The organism is Maritimibacter alexandrii, from assembly GCF_005871115.1.
GTDB lineage: Bacteria > Pseudomonadota > Alphaproteobacteria > Rhodobacterales > Rhodobacteraceae > Maritimibacter > Maritimibacter alkaliphilus.
Window position 1 is genome coordinate 1 of the sequence record NZ_SWKQ01000002.1, and the last position, 14638, is coordinate 14638.

The window sequence follows — 14638 nt, forward strand, 5'->3', positions numbered from 1 at the left end:
CCCAACCACGGTCTCGGCCGGGGGCCGAGCTGCGTGGCCGGGTGATCCCCCTCCCCCCCTTCCTTGTCATGGAGCTTGCGCGGGCCCCCCTCCTGCCCTCGCCGGGAGGCAGGCTTTCAGGAGAGGGCCGCTTGCAGCGGACCTCGCCAGAAACCCCGCCCCAATTTTCGGCACCAGACCGATAGGGCATCACCACAAGGAGGCCAGATATGGCTAAAGAGCGTTTTGACATCAAGCAGCACGTCACCGACACGATCATTGCGCAGATCGAGGCGGGCACCCCGCCGTGGCGCAAGCCGTGGACGGGCGACATGAGCGGCGCGAGCTTTCCCTTGCGGCACAATGGCGATTCCTATCAAGGCATCAACATTCTGATGCTTTGGGCGACGGCGCATGTTCGCGGCTACAATTCCGCGCGCTGGATGACCTTCAAACAGGCCCTTGAGCTTGGCGGTTGCGTGAAGAAGGGCGAGAAGGCGACGAAATCTGTTTTCTATGGCTCGATTGAACGCGAGGACGAGAACGCGGCAGTGGGCGAGGACGGCAAGCGCCGCATCCGGTTTGCCAAGACCAACAATGTTTTCAATGCCGACCAGATCGAGGGCTTGCCGGAAGCCTATTACATCCGCCCGGAACCGCCCCGCGATCTTGGCACCGAGGCCGACGCCGAACTTGACGCTTTCTTTGCCCGCAGCGGGGCGGAAATCATCACCACGGAGGAACCGCGCGCCTATTTCCATCCGACGAAAGACCACATCCATATGCCTCCGATTGCGACGTTTTACAGCGCCGCCGGATACTATGGGACACTTGCCCACGAACTGACCCATTGGGCTTGCGGTGAAAAGCGCCTTGCCACTCAGAAGGCCCGTGCGAACCGGAAGGAATACGCCTTTGACGAGCTGGTCGCGGAGATCGGCGCATGTTTCCTTGCCGTTCAGCTTGGCGTCGAGCCGCAGTTTGACCAGAGCGCGGCCTATGTCGAAGGATGGCTTGAGGCCCTGAAATCCGACAAGGAAATGATTTTCAAGGCTGCTGCCGAGGCACAGAAGGCCGTGGACTACATCAACGAAAAGGCCCGCGTATCCGAGGGTGAAAAGCAGGTGGCCGCATGAGCGGCCCCCACACCCTGCCCCGCCTGTCCTGCCGCAAATGCGGCAGGATAAACCCGCCGGTCTATTTCGCGCCGGTGGCGATCGAGGGCGAGGGCTCTTGCATCTGCTACGCTTGCGCCGAGGCGCGGCAATGGCTGGACCAAGACGGCAATCTGCGCCCCGGCGTCGAGCTTTGAACCTGTCAGCCCCTGCCCCCGGCGGGGGTTTCCTTTGCCCTGGTGCTATGTTTGACGGGGCCGGGGCCACGCTTGCGCGCGGCCCCGGCCCCGCCCGGCGCTTCGCGCCGAGCCTGCTTTCGCAGGCGCAAGGTCAGAGGCAGGTGAAGGGCATGGGATCGCCAAGCTCAACCTCGGTCGAGCTGTCGCCAATCATAACCGTGACTGTCTGATGCGCGCGGAATCCGGCGATCAGAGTTTCCCATTCCACGGGGTTGGCCGTCGCTTTTCCGTAGCGCCCATGCACCATTGCCGCGCCGATCCTGTTGCCATCGGGAAAGCTGAAGCCCACCTCGGCCGACAGGTCGGGGTTGTTGCCGGCTTCGATCAGGACGGCGCTTTCCGAGGTCCCGTAAACCGTGTTCGGATCACAAACCAGCGAGACCACCATGCCCGCATTCTCCGTGCGGTAGAGATCGACCCCGCGTTCATGCTCATGTTCCCAGGCACTTGCCACAGCGGGCGATGCCGTCAGAATAATTGTGCTGCAAATCAATGCTTTATGAAACTGCATAGGCTGCCTCCTTTTGGGAGCCAGCCTAGCATTTTGAGAACAAAAAGGGAAGATTATTCAAAGGTTTCGGCGGTTTCCGACCATTTGTCTTGCCACACGTCGAAAGAGGCAACCACGCGCCCCTCGGGGTTCTTCAAGGTAATTTCCCCGCGCGTCTTCGGATCGCGCATGTAAGCCGCGCCAAACTCGCGCAGGGTCTTCGAGCTGGTCGAGTAGACCGTGCCAAGGCTTCGCCCGTCTTCCTCGGCCGACAGCGAAAACATTGGTGTCTTACTCATAGATGACATTTTCCCTACGCCCGTCCTTCCAGCGCGGAAGTATCTCGCCGGTGTTCCACTCGTAGAGCCATCCGACGATTTCGCGCGTCCTGGCATCGAGGATGCGCTTGATTGCTTTCGCTTCCAGTCTTTTTTGCCTCGGCATGGTTTTCACTCCGTTTTTTTGATCCACGGAGCGCCCCGTTCCCGCGCCTTCTTCATCATTGAAGGGAGGGTAAGCGCTCGCTTACCCCTGCCGAGCGGCGAGCGTGAGAGGATGGGGGTGAAGCAAAATCGACAGGGGTGGTGCGGCCCGCAGGCGCAGCCGAGGACACGGCCCTGTCTATTTTGCTTCAGGGGGAAGGAAGCCGAAACTCCTTCCCCCTTCTACGCAATAACGTGACGCGGCTTGCCGCGTCTTCTAATCTTTCTTCTGTCGAAGCTCTTCGATGACTTCATCAAGGCAGGTCCAGAACACTGGTTCGAACTGGCCCCGCACCATCGCGCTATCGGATTGGAGACGAAGCGGATCATGCTTTTCGCGCAGATCGTCCAGGATGTTCGCGGGGAGCCGCTTCGTTGTGTGGTAGCCTTCACGCATCGGGAGGCGATCTGCCTCGGGCTTTTCGATGTATTTGGCCTTCAGCTCGAACCTGGCCGTTGCTCGGCGTCCGGCAAGCACGATCACATCGCGGGCCGCGATCCCCTGCCCTTCCAGAGCATCGAGTTTCTTGCCCTGATCGACCTTCACAGCAGCGTCGAGGCGCGTTTCCCGTTTTTCTGCGGCGGGCTTTGGTGCCTTTGGGGCCTGCGGTTGTCGCTCTTTCTCCACGCGCGGGCGAGCGGGCTTGTCAGCTTTAGGCTTGCTGGCAGAGGGCGTGTCGGTTTCAGGATCGGGCTTCGGAGGAGTTGGCGTTTGTTTAGCCGCCGGTTCCGCCGGAGCGGAGGGTTTCGGGATTTCCGCTGCGAAGGTTCCGGTGCTTTCGCGAGTGGTTCCGAAATTGGTGGTGTATTCAGGGTTGAAGCCCTTGATGTTCGGGCGTTGCTTTCGGGCCATTATGCGATCCCTCCAATGTCCTGAAGGATCGCCAGTGCTTCGTCCAGAGCCTCTTCATAGTGCTTTGCGTGGGTGCGGAGCAGAGGGTTCGGATCGTTGCGCCGTGCCTCAGCGAGATAGTGGAGAAATCCGAGGCTGGCGGCGTCTTTATGCTGTTTGCGCTCCATGAAGTAGTTCTGGACGACGGGGAAGGATTGAACCGCTTCCAGCTCAAGTTGCTGTTCGGTTTTACTCATCCGTGCGGGAACGCTGGAAAGAACGACATGGAAGGTCGGCAGGTTTTCGGGATCTTCGGTCCTTCCCCGGAGGTCAACATACCATTTGTGGGTGTCTTGCGTGATTTCCATATCGTCGTTGGACAGCATCATGGGCACCACAAGAATGTCGCTGAAGGCCGCGAGATCGTCGGCCCAAGCACCAGCGGCCCCGAGCGTGTCAACGAAGATGAAATCCGTTGACCCTTCTTCCCAGGCAGCATCCACCCGCGCCTCGAATGCTTCGGGTGACTTCAGCTCTTCGATGGTGAAATTCGGATCTTCGATCTTCAGCTTCTCAGCCCATCGAAACAAGGCTTGTTGCGGGTCAGCATCTAGGACAAGGCATTTCTTGCCTGTGTTCATAGCTGCACTCGCCAGGGCACGGGTCAGCATCGTCTTTCCGGCGCCGCCTTTGCGTGTCATGACCGTGATGACTTTCATGTTTTCGTTCGGCATTGCTCGGCCTCATGTTCAGTGTTGCTTGTCCGGTGTTCCGGGCTGATTGTCGCTTGTCGCTTGTCGCGTTTCAACTGTCGCCTGTTACTTGTCCCTTGTTGCGTGTTGCGGGTCAAGTGTTAATTATCCAGTGTCCAGTGGCCAGTGTCCAGTGTCCAGTGCCGCTTGTTGCCTGTGGTATGTTCCGTGTTGCGTGTTGTTTGTCGCGTGGCAACTGTTCATTGTTACGTGTTACGTGTTACGTGTTGCGTGTTGCGTGCGGGGCGGAGCGTTAAGGAGGCGAAAGGGCCGGCGTGCTGCCTCTCTTCTTCATCGCAATCAGACCTTTCGCTGGGACTGTCTGCTTCGGTCGGGGACGGCATGGCGCACAGGAGCGCCGCAGCGGCTCGCTGAGGGTGCTTCCGAGGCTTCTGAGGGGGAGGGGTGCGGAGAGGCGCTTCTAGCGCCTCACGGGGCATTTTTAGAGGGGTGGGCCGGAGCGGCCCAGATCGAACCAGGGTTCGATCACGGCACGGGCTAGCCGTGCCTAATGCGGAATACAGCCGAACTTAACGGCTTCGACACTCGACACAATCCCCGGATTGCGTCGAAGCCTATTCGTCTGTATGAAGGTGGCAGGAAATAAGGAGTGTATGTTCAGTATGTCGTCGCGCCGCCGTCTAACCCGTGAAGAACGGCTCGTCATCGTCCGCGAGAGCGGAAAAGGCGTTTCCGCAAAGGCACTTGCGGCGCGCTTCAAGGTGACGGAACGGGCGATCTACTACACGGTTCGGACTGAAAAAGAGCGCCGCCGCGAAAGCAGCATCAGGACGCGCCAGGTCAGCGTAACCGTTACCGAAGAAGAGCTTCGCGCGTTCGATGCCGTCTTGAGCAAGAACGGGATCAACAGCAGATCGGATGGTTTGCGCCGCCTGATCCAGTGTGCGAATGGCGTTTTCATCCCCGATGAACACCTGTCTTCTGAGCTGAGCAGCTTCCGTGCAGCCCTGAATCGTGTGGGTAACAACGTCTCCCAGATCGCCAAGCGCATGAACGAGGCGAACAAGAAGGGCCTTCGACCGCCCTTCGGGCCGGGCAGTCTATCGCAGATGCGGAGCCTCGCCGGGTTCGTTCTGGACTTTGCCGATCAGGTTCATTCGCTAGCAGAGCGCCGCCGCAGTCACCTGACATTGACGGTCAATGCCGCCTTGAAGGAGCTGGCAGATGGCGAAGAATAATGCGGTTGCCGCCGTCACTGGTGAGCTTTTCCAAGATGGGTGGAGCAAGGTTCGAGGCTCTATGCAGGGCCTGGGTCAGAAGCGGCAGCAGATGGCCCGTGCCGGGGCGGGGCATCGAGCGGCCGTTTTCAAGGCAATCCGGTCAGGCGGAACACACACGCGGGGTCAGCTCGTCAATCAGCTTGAGTATCTGACCACCAAGAGTTCGCATATCGTGGACAGCCGTGGCGTTCTCGATGGGAAGCGCCAGTTGAGCGCCGACGAGATCAAGAGCGTGGCAGATCGTTTCACCGAGCGTTGGGACAAGGGTTTCAACCCGAAGATGGGGCACACGACCCATCTGCTTATGTCGTTCCCCGTTGGCACGCGCGGGGCTGATGTTCGAGACATTGCCAGCGACGTTTGCGAGCGGTTCTTCGCCACGGAAGATCGCAATTTCGACTACCTGATCGCGGTGCATGAGGATCGGGCTCATCCTCATGCCCATGTCGTCCTGAACCGGCGGTCCCAGGAGGGCGAGTTCTTCTATCTGGGGCGGGATCACCATTTCAACTACGACGACTTCCGCACGGCGATGGTCGAAGAGGCTGAAAAATATGGTGTTTGTCTCGAAGCAACGCGCCGTTTGGATCGGGGTGTGGTAACATATCAGCCGCGCACCAAGGAGGTTTACGCGGCCAAGGAAGAGGGCAGGGAGCCGGTTGGACGTGTCCGCGTCGGGCGCGATCTGGACCGCGCGCTGGCGGAGATCGCCAGCAATACGAAGGTTTACCGTTCACTGGCCGCCGAGGCGTCGGCCGAGAACCGTGAGGATATTGCAAACGCCTTGTTTCGTGCCGGTGAGATGATGGCACGGGGCGGGCATCTTGAACAGAATGGAGAAGTTTACATGGCCGAGGAACAGTCCTTTGATGATCTGAGAAGCAGCTTTGCCGCACGGATGGAGCGCGTTGAGGCGATGGTTGCCAGCACGCCCGAGGTGCAGCGACCCCAAGCGCAGGCGCGTCTCAATGAAATCTATCGGGGGGTTGCCCACATGCAGCCTCTTGGCACCCGTTCGCAAACGCTACTTGATGCGCCTTCGGCCGATGGGGTCTATTCCGAGACCAATGTGAACCGCGATGCCGTCGAGCGGCTGCGCGAGCCTGAGACGAGGGCGCAGATCGAAACGGCCTTGCGTGGCACAGGCATTTCGTCCGAGACGATCATCGCACGGATCGAAACCACAGCGAATAACGCTGCGCTGGAACGCCAATGGCTTTCCGATGATTTGAGCCGCATCGCGGAGACTGATGGGCTCAATCTCGAACGGCGCGAAGATCTTCAACAAGCGGTGGACAAGCTGGACCAGGTGCATGTCCAGCTAGGGACCGCGCTCGAACGGGCCGAGGTTCTGCGCGACGATGGGGTGTTCGAGGACGATCCGGATTATCAAGACTTCCTGCGCGATCAGGCGAACGATGAAGTCTATCGGGAACGTGTCAGCGATGAGCTGCGGACCGAGGACGCCTTAATTCGAGCTGAGAATGATGGCATTTCCGCACGAGAGGCTGAGGCCGTGGCCGAGGTCGAGAAGGGGGTTCGTGACAATTTCGATGGGCCAAACAATGACTATGCCACATTCGAGCCTTTGGTGATCGAGCGGGATCGTGCGGCGCAGGGGCGCACGAATGTCAGCACCAACGCGGAGCTGGGCATGGCGTTCACGGCTCTGGCGAAAGAGCGCGCGGCAGGAGGTATGTCGGTTGAAGATCAGCGCCGGGCCGATGCTTTGTTGCGCGACACCGCTGACAGATATGGTGAGCAGATGCGCGACGGGTTGGTGCGCGAGGATACCCGCGAGTTCCGTTCGCATGAGCATGAGGATTTTGCGGGCTACAGTGCTGAAGTAGAGCGGTTCGAGCAGGATCGCTTGCGCGAGTTCGATGATGCGATGCGCCCCTACGAAGTCGAGACCGACAACGAGGGCGGGGTTTCCCATCAGGCCCATATCGAGCAGGCCAGCCTTGATCGCATGAGCAGCCGCATCCGCGACGAGCTTATGTCAGCCGATCAATCGGAGGACTTCGATACGCGCTATGATCGTGTGCAGGCTATGTCCGAGGACGGCCGGATCGAGGCAATGGCGCGGGAGCGGATTGCAAGCGAGCAGGCCGATTATCTCCGAGACAAGCCGGAAATCGTAGCGTCCCCGGACCTGATCTATCGTGACCAGCCCTATCAGGAAACGATTGTCGATCACGACCTATACGACCGGATCGAGACGGAGGCCCGCGCCGCCGGAGCTGACGAATCCACCGATGTGAAGGCGACTGTCGCAGATGACTTCAAGGCCCGGTATCCGGACATGCCCGATCACCTTGCACGGGGTCTGGGTCAGACCTACGCCACGGCAATGAGCATTCGGGACAGTGAGCGGGTTTCCGAGGTGGCGGCGCAACGTGAACTGACCAGCGCCGGCCGCAGTCCTGAGATCGAGCGTGTCATTGCTCACGAACGTGACGACAAGATCAACCCGACCTTCGCAGACGAGGCCAGTGGCCGCGCCTATCGCGAGGAAATCGAACGCGAGCTGGATGACGAGCGGATCGAGGCATTGCGCGAAGGCGATGCAGATGCCTTGGAGAACGTCATTGATGACCGTCTGGAACGGCTCTACGCCGCGAAAGCCTATCTGCAATCGGATGAAGCGACGGCCAACAGCGAGGCCACCCGCGAGGTCATTTCCGAGATTGCCGATGAAGAATACGATGCGCAGCGCCTGAAGCATGTTCAGAGCCACAGCGAAAAGGGGCAGACGCATGGATAAGGGCAAGATCGCAGTTGGCGTAATCCTCCTGACGCTGGTTTCGGCCGCTGTCGGCTATGTGATTGCGACTGCCTACCTCACGTTTCGCGATTATGGGCTGTCGGCTGAGATTGACTTCTTCTGGCTGGCGCAGAACTACCTGGATATGCGGATCGTCCGCCCCAACGACTTCGAGAAGGTCAATCTCATCATCGGCGGCTTTGCCCTAGCCGGGATGCTTCTGAGCGCGGTTCTGTCCGGGTCTGCACTCACCCGCTTCGGGCGCACCCATTGGCAGAAGGCCGCTGAAATGGCCCGCAACGGGTTTTTCGGTAAACCCGGCACAGGGTTTATCCTGGGCAAGATGGGCAAGCCGAAGTCGCGCGGAAAGCTCGTCACGTCGAAGGTTTTTCCCCACGCATTGATCGTCGCACCGACCGGGCGGGGGAAAACCACCGGCTTCGTTATCCCGAACCTTCTTACCTTCAAAGGGTCCGCCGTGGTCCTGGACGTGAAGGGGGAGAATTTTGAGCATACGGCCCGGCATCGAGCGTCGGAGGGCGACAAGGTGTTCCGCTTTGCACCGACCGATTGGCACGACCGGCGCAGCCATCGCTACAACCCGCTGCTGAGGATCTTCGAGCTGGACGATCCTGACCGAAAGCAGATGGAGCTTCAGCTTCTCGCCTCGCTCTTCCTGCAAGCTGACAGTGATCGTGTCCAAGGGCTTCTGAAAGGCGGTATCGACCTCTTCGTTGCAGCCGGTCTTCTGGCCTTCGAGCGGAAGCGGCCCACCTTGGGCGAAATCTACCGGATCAGCGCGTCCGGCGGCAATAAGCAGAAAGAGTTCATGAAGCGTCGGGACGAGGTTCGGAACCACGCTGCGAAGCTGATTTTCGAGCGGCTTGCATCCACCAACAACGATACGCTGACCTCCTATGTGTCCCTGTTGATGACCTCGGGCCTCGATCAATGGAGCAACCCGGCGATCGACGCCGCCACCATCGAATCGGACTTCGATTTCCGGACGATCCGCAAGAAGCCGTTCACCGTCTACCTGGTCGTCGCTCCGAACATGGTGAAGCCGATGGCCCCGCTGATCCGCCTGTTCTTCTCCGACCTGATTTCATCGCTTCAGGACAAGGAGCCGGGCAAGGATGAACCCTGGCCGGTGATGATTATGCTGGACGAGTTCAACCGCCTCGGGAAGATGCCCATCGTGGTCGAGAGCATCGAGACGCTGCGCTCCTACAAGGGGCACTTGGCTATCGTCACGCAAACGATCCCTGCGCTGGACGAGATATATGGCGAGAACACCCGCAGGGCGTTGCAGGGCAACGCTGGTGTGAAGCTCTACCTCACGCCCTCCGATGAAAAGACCGTCGAAGAACTGAGCAAGGCCGTGGGCAAGACGACCAAGCGCGTGGTCACGCGATCCCGGTCGATTGGTCGGAACCCCTTCGAGGGTCGCAGCATGTCCGAACGCACCGAGGAAACGTCTCTGTTGCCCGAAGATGAGGCGCGGCGGATGCCGCTCGATGACATTGTGATGGTCGTGGATGCCCAAATGCCGATCCGGGCAAAGCGTATCCAGTATTACGACGATCCGTTTTTCAAGGCGATCCACGGCGCACAGAAGGGCGAGCTACCTTTCCCTGAGCGGACCTTGAAAGCCGTCGAGCCGGTGATTGCGGAAGAACCGGAGGACGAGGCGCAGCCGACGCCGGCGGCTGCGCCGCAGGAGGCGGCCGAGAACCTTTCCGTGAAAGAGGCCAGCGATCAGCCTCATCGAGCAAAGCTGAAAACGTCGAAGCGCAAACGGTCCAAAGCTGTCGCCCAGGCTACGCAGGCGACTCGGGACATGGACGAGCGCCAGCGCGAGTTAGACCTGTCTGTTCAGCAGAGGCTCGATCTGCCCGAGCCGGGCGACGTTTCCGATGCCGACGTGCAGGCGTTGCGTGATGCCGATGCAAAGCTGGCAGAGTTCGAGGCAAGTTTTACGGAAGGGCAGGGAGGCGAACGCGCAACCGCGGCCGAGTAGCGATGTCCTTGCCGACCAACACAAAGAAAAAGGCCCGCTTGTGCGGGCCTTTTTCAATCTCCGAGGCGGTCAGCTCGATCTTTCATGCGCTGCATCTTGGCACCCGTTCCGGTCGATGGTGGGGTGCCTCCGCCCGTCGAAGACGGCGATCCCCGCATCGAGGCCATAGCTCGCCTCCCATATTCATTGGCCCGAAGGCCAACCACTTCCGCCGTAGAAGCCGCTCCCACTTGGTAGCGGTTTCGGGCTTGTTGGCTTCCCATAGCAGCTCGGGCGAACTGATAGCTGCCGCCCATCCCTGCATTCATGGCAGGCATGACGATGTTGCCAGATAGGGAGCGCGCGATAAACGGGGTCGCCAGAATGAAACCTTTTCCCATCAGGATCATCATGAAGAAGGGCAGCAAGGCACCGATGTTTGCTGCGCTTGAGGGGTCTCCGAGACGGTCGATCAGCGCGCTCGCAACGCCGATGATGGTCGAGAATACGCCTGCGATGATGATCGGATACATGGAAAAGGAGATCAGGGTGGACAGCCACCGAGCAAAGTAATCCTTCGTAACGTCGAAAAGCGTCAGGAAGATCATGATCGGAGCAAGGCCAATCAGGATCGAGATCAGCATCCTTGACATCATCACAAGCCACGCTGCGATCGCGCCTAGAACCGAGAGAAGGAACATTCCAAGCGTGTCGATCAATGCCCCGGCCATCCAGTTCAGGTTCTCACCGATCGCGTTGAGGTATTCGCCCATGCGGTTGATGAGCTGGTCAAATTCTTCCGCATAAGTTCCAGACGGCCCCGGCGCACCGCCACCTACCGAGGCCACTAGAGACCCGGCGATGCTGTCGATCCCGTTGAGAATCCCGTCTGCAAGATAGTTGAATTGGGCCCAGTTCGTTGCAAACAGCGCTACCAATCCGATCTTCACGGCAAGCCAGAATGACGTGCGCCCGTCCACACTTCGAACCTGAAAGGCCATGTTTATGAAGATCAGGATTACGATCAGTGTAGCGGACAGGGCAATCACAGTTCCAACGGTCGCAGCTATAGCTCCGAACTGTGATTCGGCTGCTTCTTCCAGGAAGCTATCAGCCGTCTCTACGAAGAAGGTTACTACGCTCATGTGACCCTCACCAGTTACCTTGCTCTTCGCAAATTGATCTTGCTGCGGGCCTCAGCTCGTTCGCCGTTCGACTGTATTCCGAGGTGCGTTCAAGGATCTCGTGTCTGTCGAGGCCGGCGTAGTTTTCAAAGTAATATTCCGAAGCCGCATCCCAGGAGGGAAAGCGAGTTTCACAGGAACAATCGCCAGTTTCGACAACTGCATTCAAACTTTGAGCTCGATACATCTGTTGAACGAGGATGTTCTTATGCGCGTCCCGCACATGTGCATTCTCCATCCAGTCAGGGCGGGGCGGTTGTTCCGGACACACACGGGGTTCATTGTCCAGCGTGGGCACGAATTGCGCAATGGCGGGGACGGGGGCCAGAACGAGGACCGCGATGCTGATAGCTTTAATCACGCCGCATCCTCCTTTTCCCCTGAAGCATTTTCACGCGTCAAGAATACATGAATGTTCGATCCAGCACGCCCTTCCGCACTGGCGTGGACCACGGAGACTACCTTGAAGCCTGCTTGTCCCCATTCCCTGAGTTTTTCGGGCATGGACTTCATGCTCTTTGCCGACAGAGGGTCGAAAGTCAGCACTTCGTTTTCAAAGGTTTTCATTGCTCTGGTCCTCACTTTCGTTGCCCGGCAGGTAGAACTCCGTTATACCCCGGTCGCCGTTGTGCCGCCCGGCCTGGATAATCACGTCTATCGAACTTTCGATATACTGTATCATGTCGGCATAGGTCATCGGCACATCCGTCTTCAGGGCGGCGATGGCGAGGCGCTGAACCGCCAATTGCGGCGTTTCCGCGTGGAGCGTCGTCATCGAGCCGCCGTGCCCGGTGTTGATGGCCTCTAGGAAGGTCATCGCCTCGCGCCCCCGAACCTCACCCAAGACAATGCGATCAGGCCGCATCCGCAGCGTGGAGGTAAGAAGAGTGTCAGCGGATTGCGTCTCCACATCGCGGTTCGCGATCAGCGTTACGACATTCGGCTGGTTCGGCAGTAGCTCGGCCGCTTCCTCGATAGTCACGATGCGCTCATCTTCCCCGACATAGGAGAGGATCTTCCTGGCCGCGACGGTTTTCCCAGTGGACGTTCCGCCGGAAACCACCATGTTCATTTTGTTCTCGACGCAGAACTTGATCGCGGCGTAAATGTCGCCGCTCTTCACGACCTGGCGCAGCTCGCGGTTCCGTTCCTGGCGGACGCCTTCAAGGCTGCGTTCTGCACCATAGAGATACTTCAGCTCGATCTTTTCCAGCGGCAGGGTAGAGAAGAAGCGCAACGAGATCGAATGCCCTGTCTGGACGGCAGGCGGTTGGATCACCTGCGCCCGGATCGGTCGGCCGCGATACTCGATGCTTACGGAGACGATGGGCTTCTCTTTCCCGATCCTAGTATTTGCCCCGGACGCGATCTGGTTGCCCAGGTCGCGGATTTCCGTCTGGCTCATGGACGCATCGAGAAGGCGCATGAAGTGATCGCCCTGAAATTCGCCCCAGACCCGGCCATCCGGGTTGATGCAAATCTCGATCACATCATCCCGCATGGCGTCAGGCAGCTTGTCGAGCGATGCTTGGAGGTAGCTGGAAGTCATTCAGAAGATCTCCACGTCCCGATCCACCATGACGGTGATCCGCGCACCTTGATCGACGTAGATCACCGGGCCGAGTGACAGGTAATCGCTCATCACATCGTCGGTCGCGTCTTGCAGATCATCGCCAACGTCCTCAGCAATGTCAGAGGATACTTCGTCATCAATCTGGTTTGCTGCTACCGCAGGCACCGCGCCGAGGATCGAGATCAGGGCGGCAGAACCGAAGCGTTCACCGAAGCGCGTATCCACAAAGCCCGTTACGCCCGACCGGCCCAACTCATCGCCACCGAACGAGCTGATGGTGACAGTCTGGTTCGTCGGCAGAATGATCCTGTCCCATGCGACGGTCACACGTTGCTGGCCCACATTGAGGCCCGAGCGATAGCGCCCGATCAGACGAGAGCCGCGAGGGATCAGGACGCGCGACCCGTCATAGGAATGCACGTCCTCCGAGATAATCGCCCGAATTTGTCCCGGCAGAGAGCTGTCCAGCGCCGTTTCGGTGACGGCTTGGATCATCGTGCCTTGAACCACCGTGTTCGACGGGTTGGCGATGACCTCAGCCTGCGTTACCTGCGAAGGCGATGCGCCATTGAGAACGAAATCTGTCACTTCTCCGAGCGTTCTTTCCGACAGGGCGCTTTCATCGCTCCCTGCACCGGAGTTGCCAAAGGCGATCATGGGCGAGTTGATCCGGGCTTCTTGAAACGCGGCCGCCTCCGCTCGCCGGCGTTCCAGTTCCGCAAGTCGCGCGTCCTCTTCATTGCTTGGCGGTGCCATTGGATTTTCTTGATCGAGCCGCGCGATTTCGAGCTCAGATTGAAGGCGACGAAGCTCGCGATCCCGAGCCGCCAACTCTTCCTGAAATTCCGATCTTGCGGCATCCGATGCTTCCTGAAGCGCGGCTACCTGTGCCGTTAGGGCCTCCAATGCCGCAGCCGCTTCACCATCATCGTCCGGCGCATCGCGCAGCTCTGCAATTTCAGCCTGAAGAGCTTCGAGCTGAGCCCGAAGCGCAGACTCAATCTCGCTCTCTACCTCGACGACCTCCGGTTCAGGCGGGGCAGGGGGCACGAAGGGCTCGATCGCACCGAAGCCATCGCCCTCTTCCTGAAACTCGGCAGGCCGCGCGGTTGGCAGCGGGTTTTCCGGTTCATCAGACGGCAGGGCCAGGTATGCGATCAGGCCAATGGCCGCGATGGCGCCGACACCGGCCAACGCCACCTTGGGCGACGGTCGTTCCTTCTTGGGCCCGCTTTCGCCTCCGGCTTCGAGCGCGGACAGGCGCTCTTCAAGATCCTTTTCGTCGCTCATGATCCGGTTCCTCCGGCGCTATTTTCCTGTATGCAGATGACGGTATCGCCCAGGCGCAAAACCCACTGGCGGTTCACCCCTGACACGCGAAGAACGCCGTCCTCGATCTGCTGACTGTTCACCGTTCGCTCGCGGCCTGCCGAATACTGGAAGATCGCAGGGACCGGGGCGTTCGGAGCAAAGCGGAAATAGGTGAATGTCCCATCGTCCCACACGGCTGTCGGAGTGATTTCCGAGCGCCCCGACGCCGCATAGTTGTAATTCGGTGCCCTTTGCGCGACGGCGTTCGTCGGGCGCGTTCGATCCTGCGGATACCGGAATTGGACAACGTAGTAGGTCGGGGAGGACGATTCCGTGACGTTGAAATAGTAGCTGCGGCGGTTCGTATAGACCGTGATGTTCGTGTGGACACCCCGAGCCAAGGGCTTCACGGCGAAGGCACGGCCACCCGGAACGCCGTCGAGCTGAAAGCCTTCCGTGTCACCAGCAATAATCGAGCGGATGGTTTCCCCTTCACCGAACTCCACACTGGTAACATGGGTCAGGCTGACGCGAAGGCGGTAGACCTGTCCATCGGTGTAGGTTGCGATCCGAACGCGGCTGTCGTGGCTTCCGGCTCTCGGGTTGCTTTCCGCGAAGGCCGGAGCAACTGCCAGGGCAAGAGCGACGGACAGAAGGCCGGTTTTAAGCATCTT

Annotated in this window: 16 protein-coding genes; 5 read left to right on the forward strand and 11 right to left on the reverse strand. The window is 59.4% G+C overall.

Annotated elements, in window-relative coordinates; genetic code table 11:
• Positions 1 to 209: 209 nt before the first annotated feature.
• On the forward strand, positions 210 to 1115 hold the full coding sequence (locus FCT00_RS00235) for an ArdC family protein (RefSeq protein WP_088716856.1): 906 nt from the start codon (positions 210 to 212) through the stop codon (positions 1113 to 1115).
• The gene (locus tag FCT00_RS00240) at positions 1112 to 1291 is read left to right on the forward strand and encodes a hypothetical protein (RefSeq protein ID WP_088716857.1); all 180 of its coding nucleotides are present in this window, start codon (positions 1112 to 1114) and stop codon (positions 1289 to 1291) included. Before FCT00_RS00235 ends, FCT00_RS00240 begins: the two co-directional genes overlap by 4 nt.
• A 133-nt stretch (positions 1292 to 1424) precedes the next feature.
• On the opposite strand, the gene FCT00_RS00245 is transcribed toward FCT00_RS00240, so the two are convergent.
• The 5 genes from FCT00_RS00245 to FCT00_RS00265 form a co-directional block, all read right to left on the reverse strand.
• Complete coding sequence (locus FCT00_RS00245; RefSeq protein ID WP_088716858.1) at positions 1425 to 1844, reverse strand: hypothetical protein; 420 nt, start codon at positions 1842 to 1844, stop codon at positions 1425 to 1427.
• 53 nt (positions 1845 to 1897) lie between these two features.
• Positions 1898 to 2122 carry a hypothetical protein gene (locus FCT00_RS00250; RefSeq protein WP_127562609.1) on the reverse strand — a complete coding sequence of 75 codons (225 nt, stop codon included), beginning with the start codon at positions 2120 to 2122 and terminating at the stop codon, positions 1898 to 1900.
• Positions 2115 to 2294, reverse strand: a complete 180-nt coding sequence (locus tag FCT00_RS00255) for a hypothetical protein (protein ID WP_127562610.1) — start codon at positions 2292 to 2294, stop codon at positions 2115 to 2117. The genes FCT00_RS00250 and FCT00_RS00255 overlap by 8 nt, the downstream gene beginning before the upstream one ends.
• 228 nt (positions 2295 to 2522) lie before the next feature.
• Positions 2523 to 3158: a hypothetical protein gene (locus FCT00_RS00260; RefSeq protein ID WP_127562611.1), complete on the reverse strand. Its 636-nt coding sequence runs from the start codon at positions 3156 to 3158 to the stop codon at positions 2523 to 2525.
• Positions 3158 to 3871 carry an AAA family ATPase gene (locus FCT00_RS00265; RefSeq protein ID WP_088716861.1) on the reverse strand — a complete coding sequence of 238 codons (714 nt, stop codon included), beginning with the start codon at positions 3869 to 3871 and terminating at the stop codon, positions 3158 to 3160. Before FCT00_RS00265 ends, FCT00_RS00260 begins: the two co-directional genes overlap by 1 nt.
• Positions 3872 to 4503: 632 nt before the next feature.
• Between FCT00_RS00265 and FCT00_RS00270 the strand changes: the two genes are divergently transcribed.
• Genes FCT00_RS00270 through FCT00_RS00280 form a run of 3 tightly spaced genes read left to right on the forward strand, consistent with a single transcriptional unit; the run spans position 4504 to position 9917 of the window.
• Complete coding sequence (locus FCT00_RS00270) at positions 4504 to 5088, forward strand: ribbon-helix-helix domain-containing protein (RefSeq protein ID WP_231017863.1); 585 nt, start codon at positions 4504 to 4506, stop codon at positions 5086 to 5088.
• Positions 5075 to 7897, forward strand: coding sequence for a relaxase/mobilization nuclease domain-containing protein (locus tag FCT00_RS21630; protein ID WP_088716862.1), 2823 nt, complete (start codon positions 5075 to 5077; stop codon positions 7895 to 7897). The genes FCT00_RS00270 and FCT00_RS21630 overlap by 14 nt, the downstream gene beginning before the upstream one ends.
• Positions 7890 to 9917: a type IV secretory system conjugative DNA transfer family protein gene (locus tag FCT00_RS00280; protein WP_088716863.1), complete on the forward strand. Its 2028-nt coding sequence runs from the start codon at positions 7890 to 7892 to the stop codon at positions 9915 to 9917. The genes FCT00_RS21630 and FCT00_RS00280 overlap by 8 nt, the downstream gene beginning before the upstream one ends.
• A gap of 53 nt (positions 9918 to 9970) precedes the next feature.
• On the opposite strand, the gene FCT00_RS00285 is transcribed toward FCT00_RS00280, so the two are convergent.
• From FCT00_RS00285 to FCT00_RS00310, 6 genes are read right to left on the reverse strand one after another with little or no spacing between them, the layout of a single operon-like run.
• Positions 9971 to 11041, reverse strand: coding sequence for a type IV secretion system protein (locus FCT00_RS00285; RefSeq protein ID WP_088716864.1), 1071 nt, complete (start codon positions 11039 to 11041; stop codon positions 9971 to 9973).
• Between the two features lie 7 nt (positions 11042 to 11048).
• Positions 11049 to 11441 carry a hypothetical protein gene (locus tag FCT00_RS00290; RefSeq protein WP_127562612.1) on the reverse strand — a complete coding sequence of 131 codons (393 nt, stop codon included), beginning with the start codon at positions 11439 to 11441 and terminating at the stop codon, positions 11049 to 11051.
• On the reverse strand, positions 11438 to 11647 hold the full coding sequence (locus tag FCT00_RS00295; RefSeq protein WP_127562613.1) for a hypothetical protein: 210 nt from the start codon (positions 11645 to 11647) through the stop codon (positions 11438 to 11440). Before FCT00_RS00295 ends, FCT00_RS00290 begins: the two co-directional genes overlap by 4 nt.
• On the reverse strand, positions 11634 to 12629 hold the full coding sequence (locus FCT00_RS00300) for an ATPase, T2SS/T4P/T4SS family (RefSeq protein ID WP_088716865.1): 996 nt from the start codon (positions 12627 to 12629) through the stop codon (positions 11634 to 11636). The genes FCT00_RS00295 and FCT00_RS00300 overlap by 14 nt, the downstream gene beginning before the upstream one ends.
• Entirely contained in the window at positions 12630 to 13943 is a 1314-nt protein-coding gene (locus tag FCT00_RS00305) for a TrbI/VirB10 family protein (RefSeq protein ID WP_088716866.1), read from the reverse strand.
• Complete coding sequence (locus FCT00_RS00310) at positions 13940 to 14635, reverse strand: TrbG/VirB9 family P-type conjugative transfer protein (RefSeq protein WP_231017867.1); 696 nt, start codon at positions 14633 to 14635, stop codon at positions 13940 to 13942. Before FCT00_RS00310 ends, FCT00_RS00305 begins: the two co-directional genes overlap by 4 nt.
• Between the last annotated feature and the right edge of the window lie 3 nt (positions 14636 to 14638).

Coding starts and splice junctions, on each gene's coding strand:
- FCT00_RS00235 (WP_088716856.1), top strand. CDS start 210: ATGGCTAAAGAGCGTTTTGACATCAAGCAGCACGTCACCGACACGATC.
- FCT00_RS00240 (WP_088716857.1), top strand. CDS start 1,112: ATGAGCGGCCCCCACACCCTGCCCCGCCTGTCCTGCCGCAAATGCGGC.
- FCT00_RS00245 (WP_088716858.1), bottom strand. CDS start 1,844: ATGCAGTTTCATAAAGCATTGATTTGCAGCACAATTATTCTGACGGCA.
- FCT00_RS00250 (WP_127562609.1), bottom strand. CDS start 2,122: ATGAGTAAGACACCAATGTTTTCGCTGTCGGCCGAGGAAGACGGGCGA.
- FCT00_RS00260 (WP_127562611.1), bottom strand. CDS start 3,158: ATGGCCCGAAAGCAACGCCCGAACATCAAGGGCTTCAACCCTGAATAC.
- FCT00_RS00265 (WP_088716861.1), bottom strand. CDS start 3,871: ATGCCGAACGAAAACATGAAAGTCATCACGGTCATGACACGCAAAGGC.
- FCT00_RS00270 (WP_231017863.1), top strand. CDS start 4,504: ATGTTCAGTATGTCGTCGCGCCGCCGTCTAACCCGTGAAGAACGGCTC.
- FCT00_RS21630 (WP_088716862.1), top strand. CDS start 5,075: ATGGCGAAGAATAATGCGGTTGCCGCCGTCACTGGTGAGCTTTTCCAA.
- FCT00_RS00280 (WP_088716863.1), top strand. CDS start 7,890: ATGGATAAGGGCAAGATCGCAGTTGGCGTAATCCTCCTGACGCTGGTT.
- FCT00_RS00285 (WP_088716864.1), bottom strand. CDS start 11,041: ATGAGCGTAGTAACCTTCTTCGTAGAGACGGCTGATAGCTTCCTGGAA.
- FCT00_RS00295 (WP_127562613.1), bottom strand. CDS start 11,647: ATGAAAACCTTTGAAAACGAAGTGCTGACTTTCGACCCTCTGTCGGCA.
- FCT00_RS00300 (WP_088716865.1), bottom strand. CDS start 12,629: ATGACTTCCAGCTACCTCCAAGCATCGCTCGACAAGCTGCCTGACGCC.
- FCT00_RS00305 (WP_088716866.1), bottom strand. CDS start 13,943: ATGAGCGACGAAAAGGATCTTGAAGAGCGCCTGTCCGCGCTCGAAGCC.
- FCT00_RS00310 (WP_231017867.1), bottom strand. CDS start 14,635: ATGCTTAAAACCGGCCTTCTGTCCGTCGCTCTTGCCCTGGCAGTTGCT.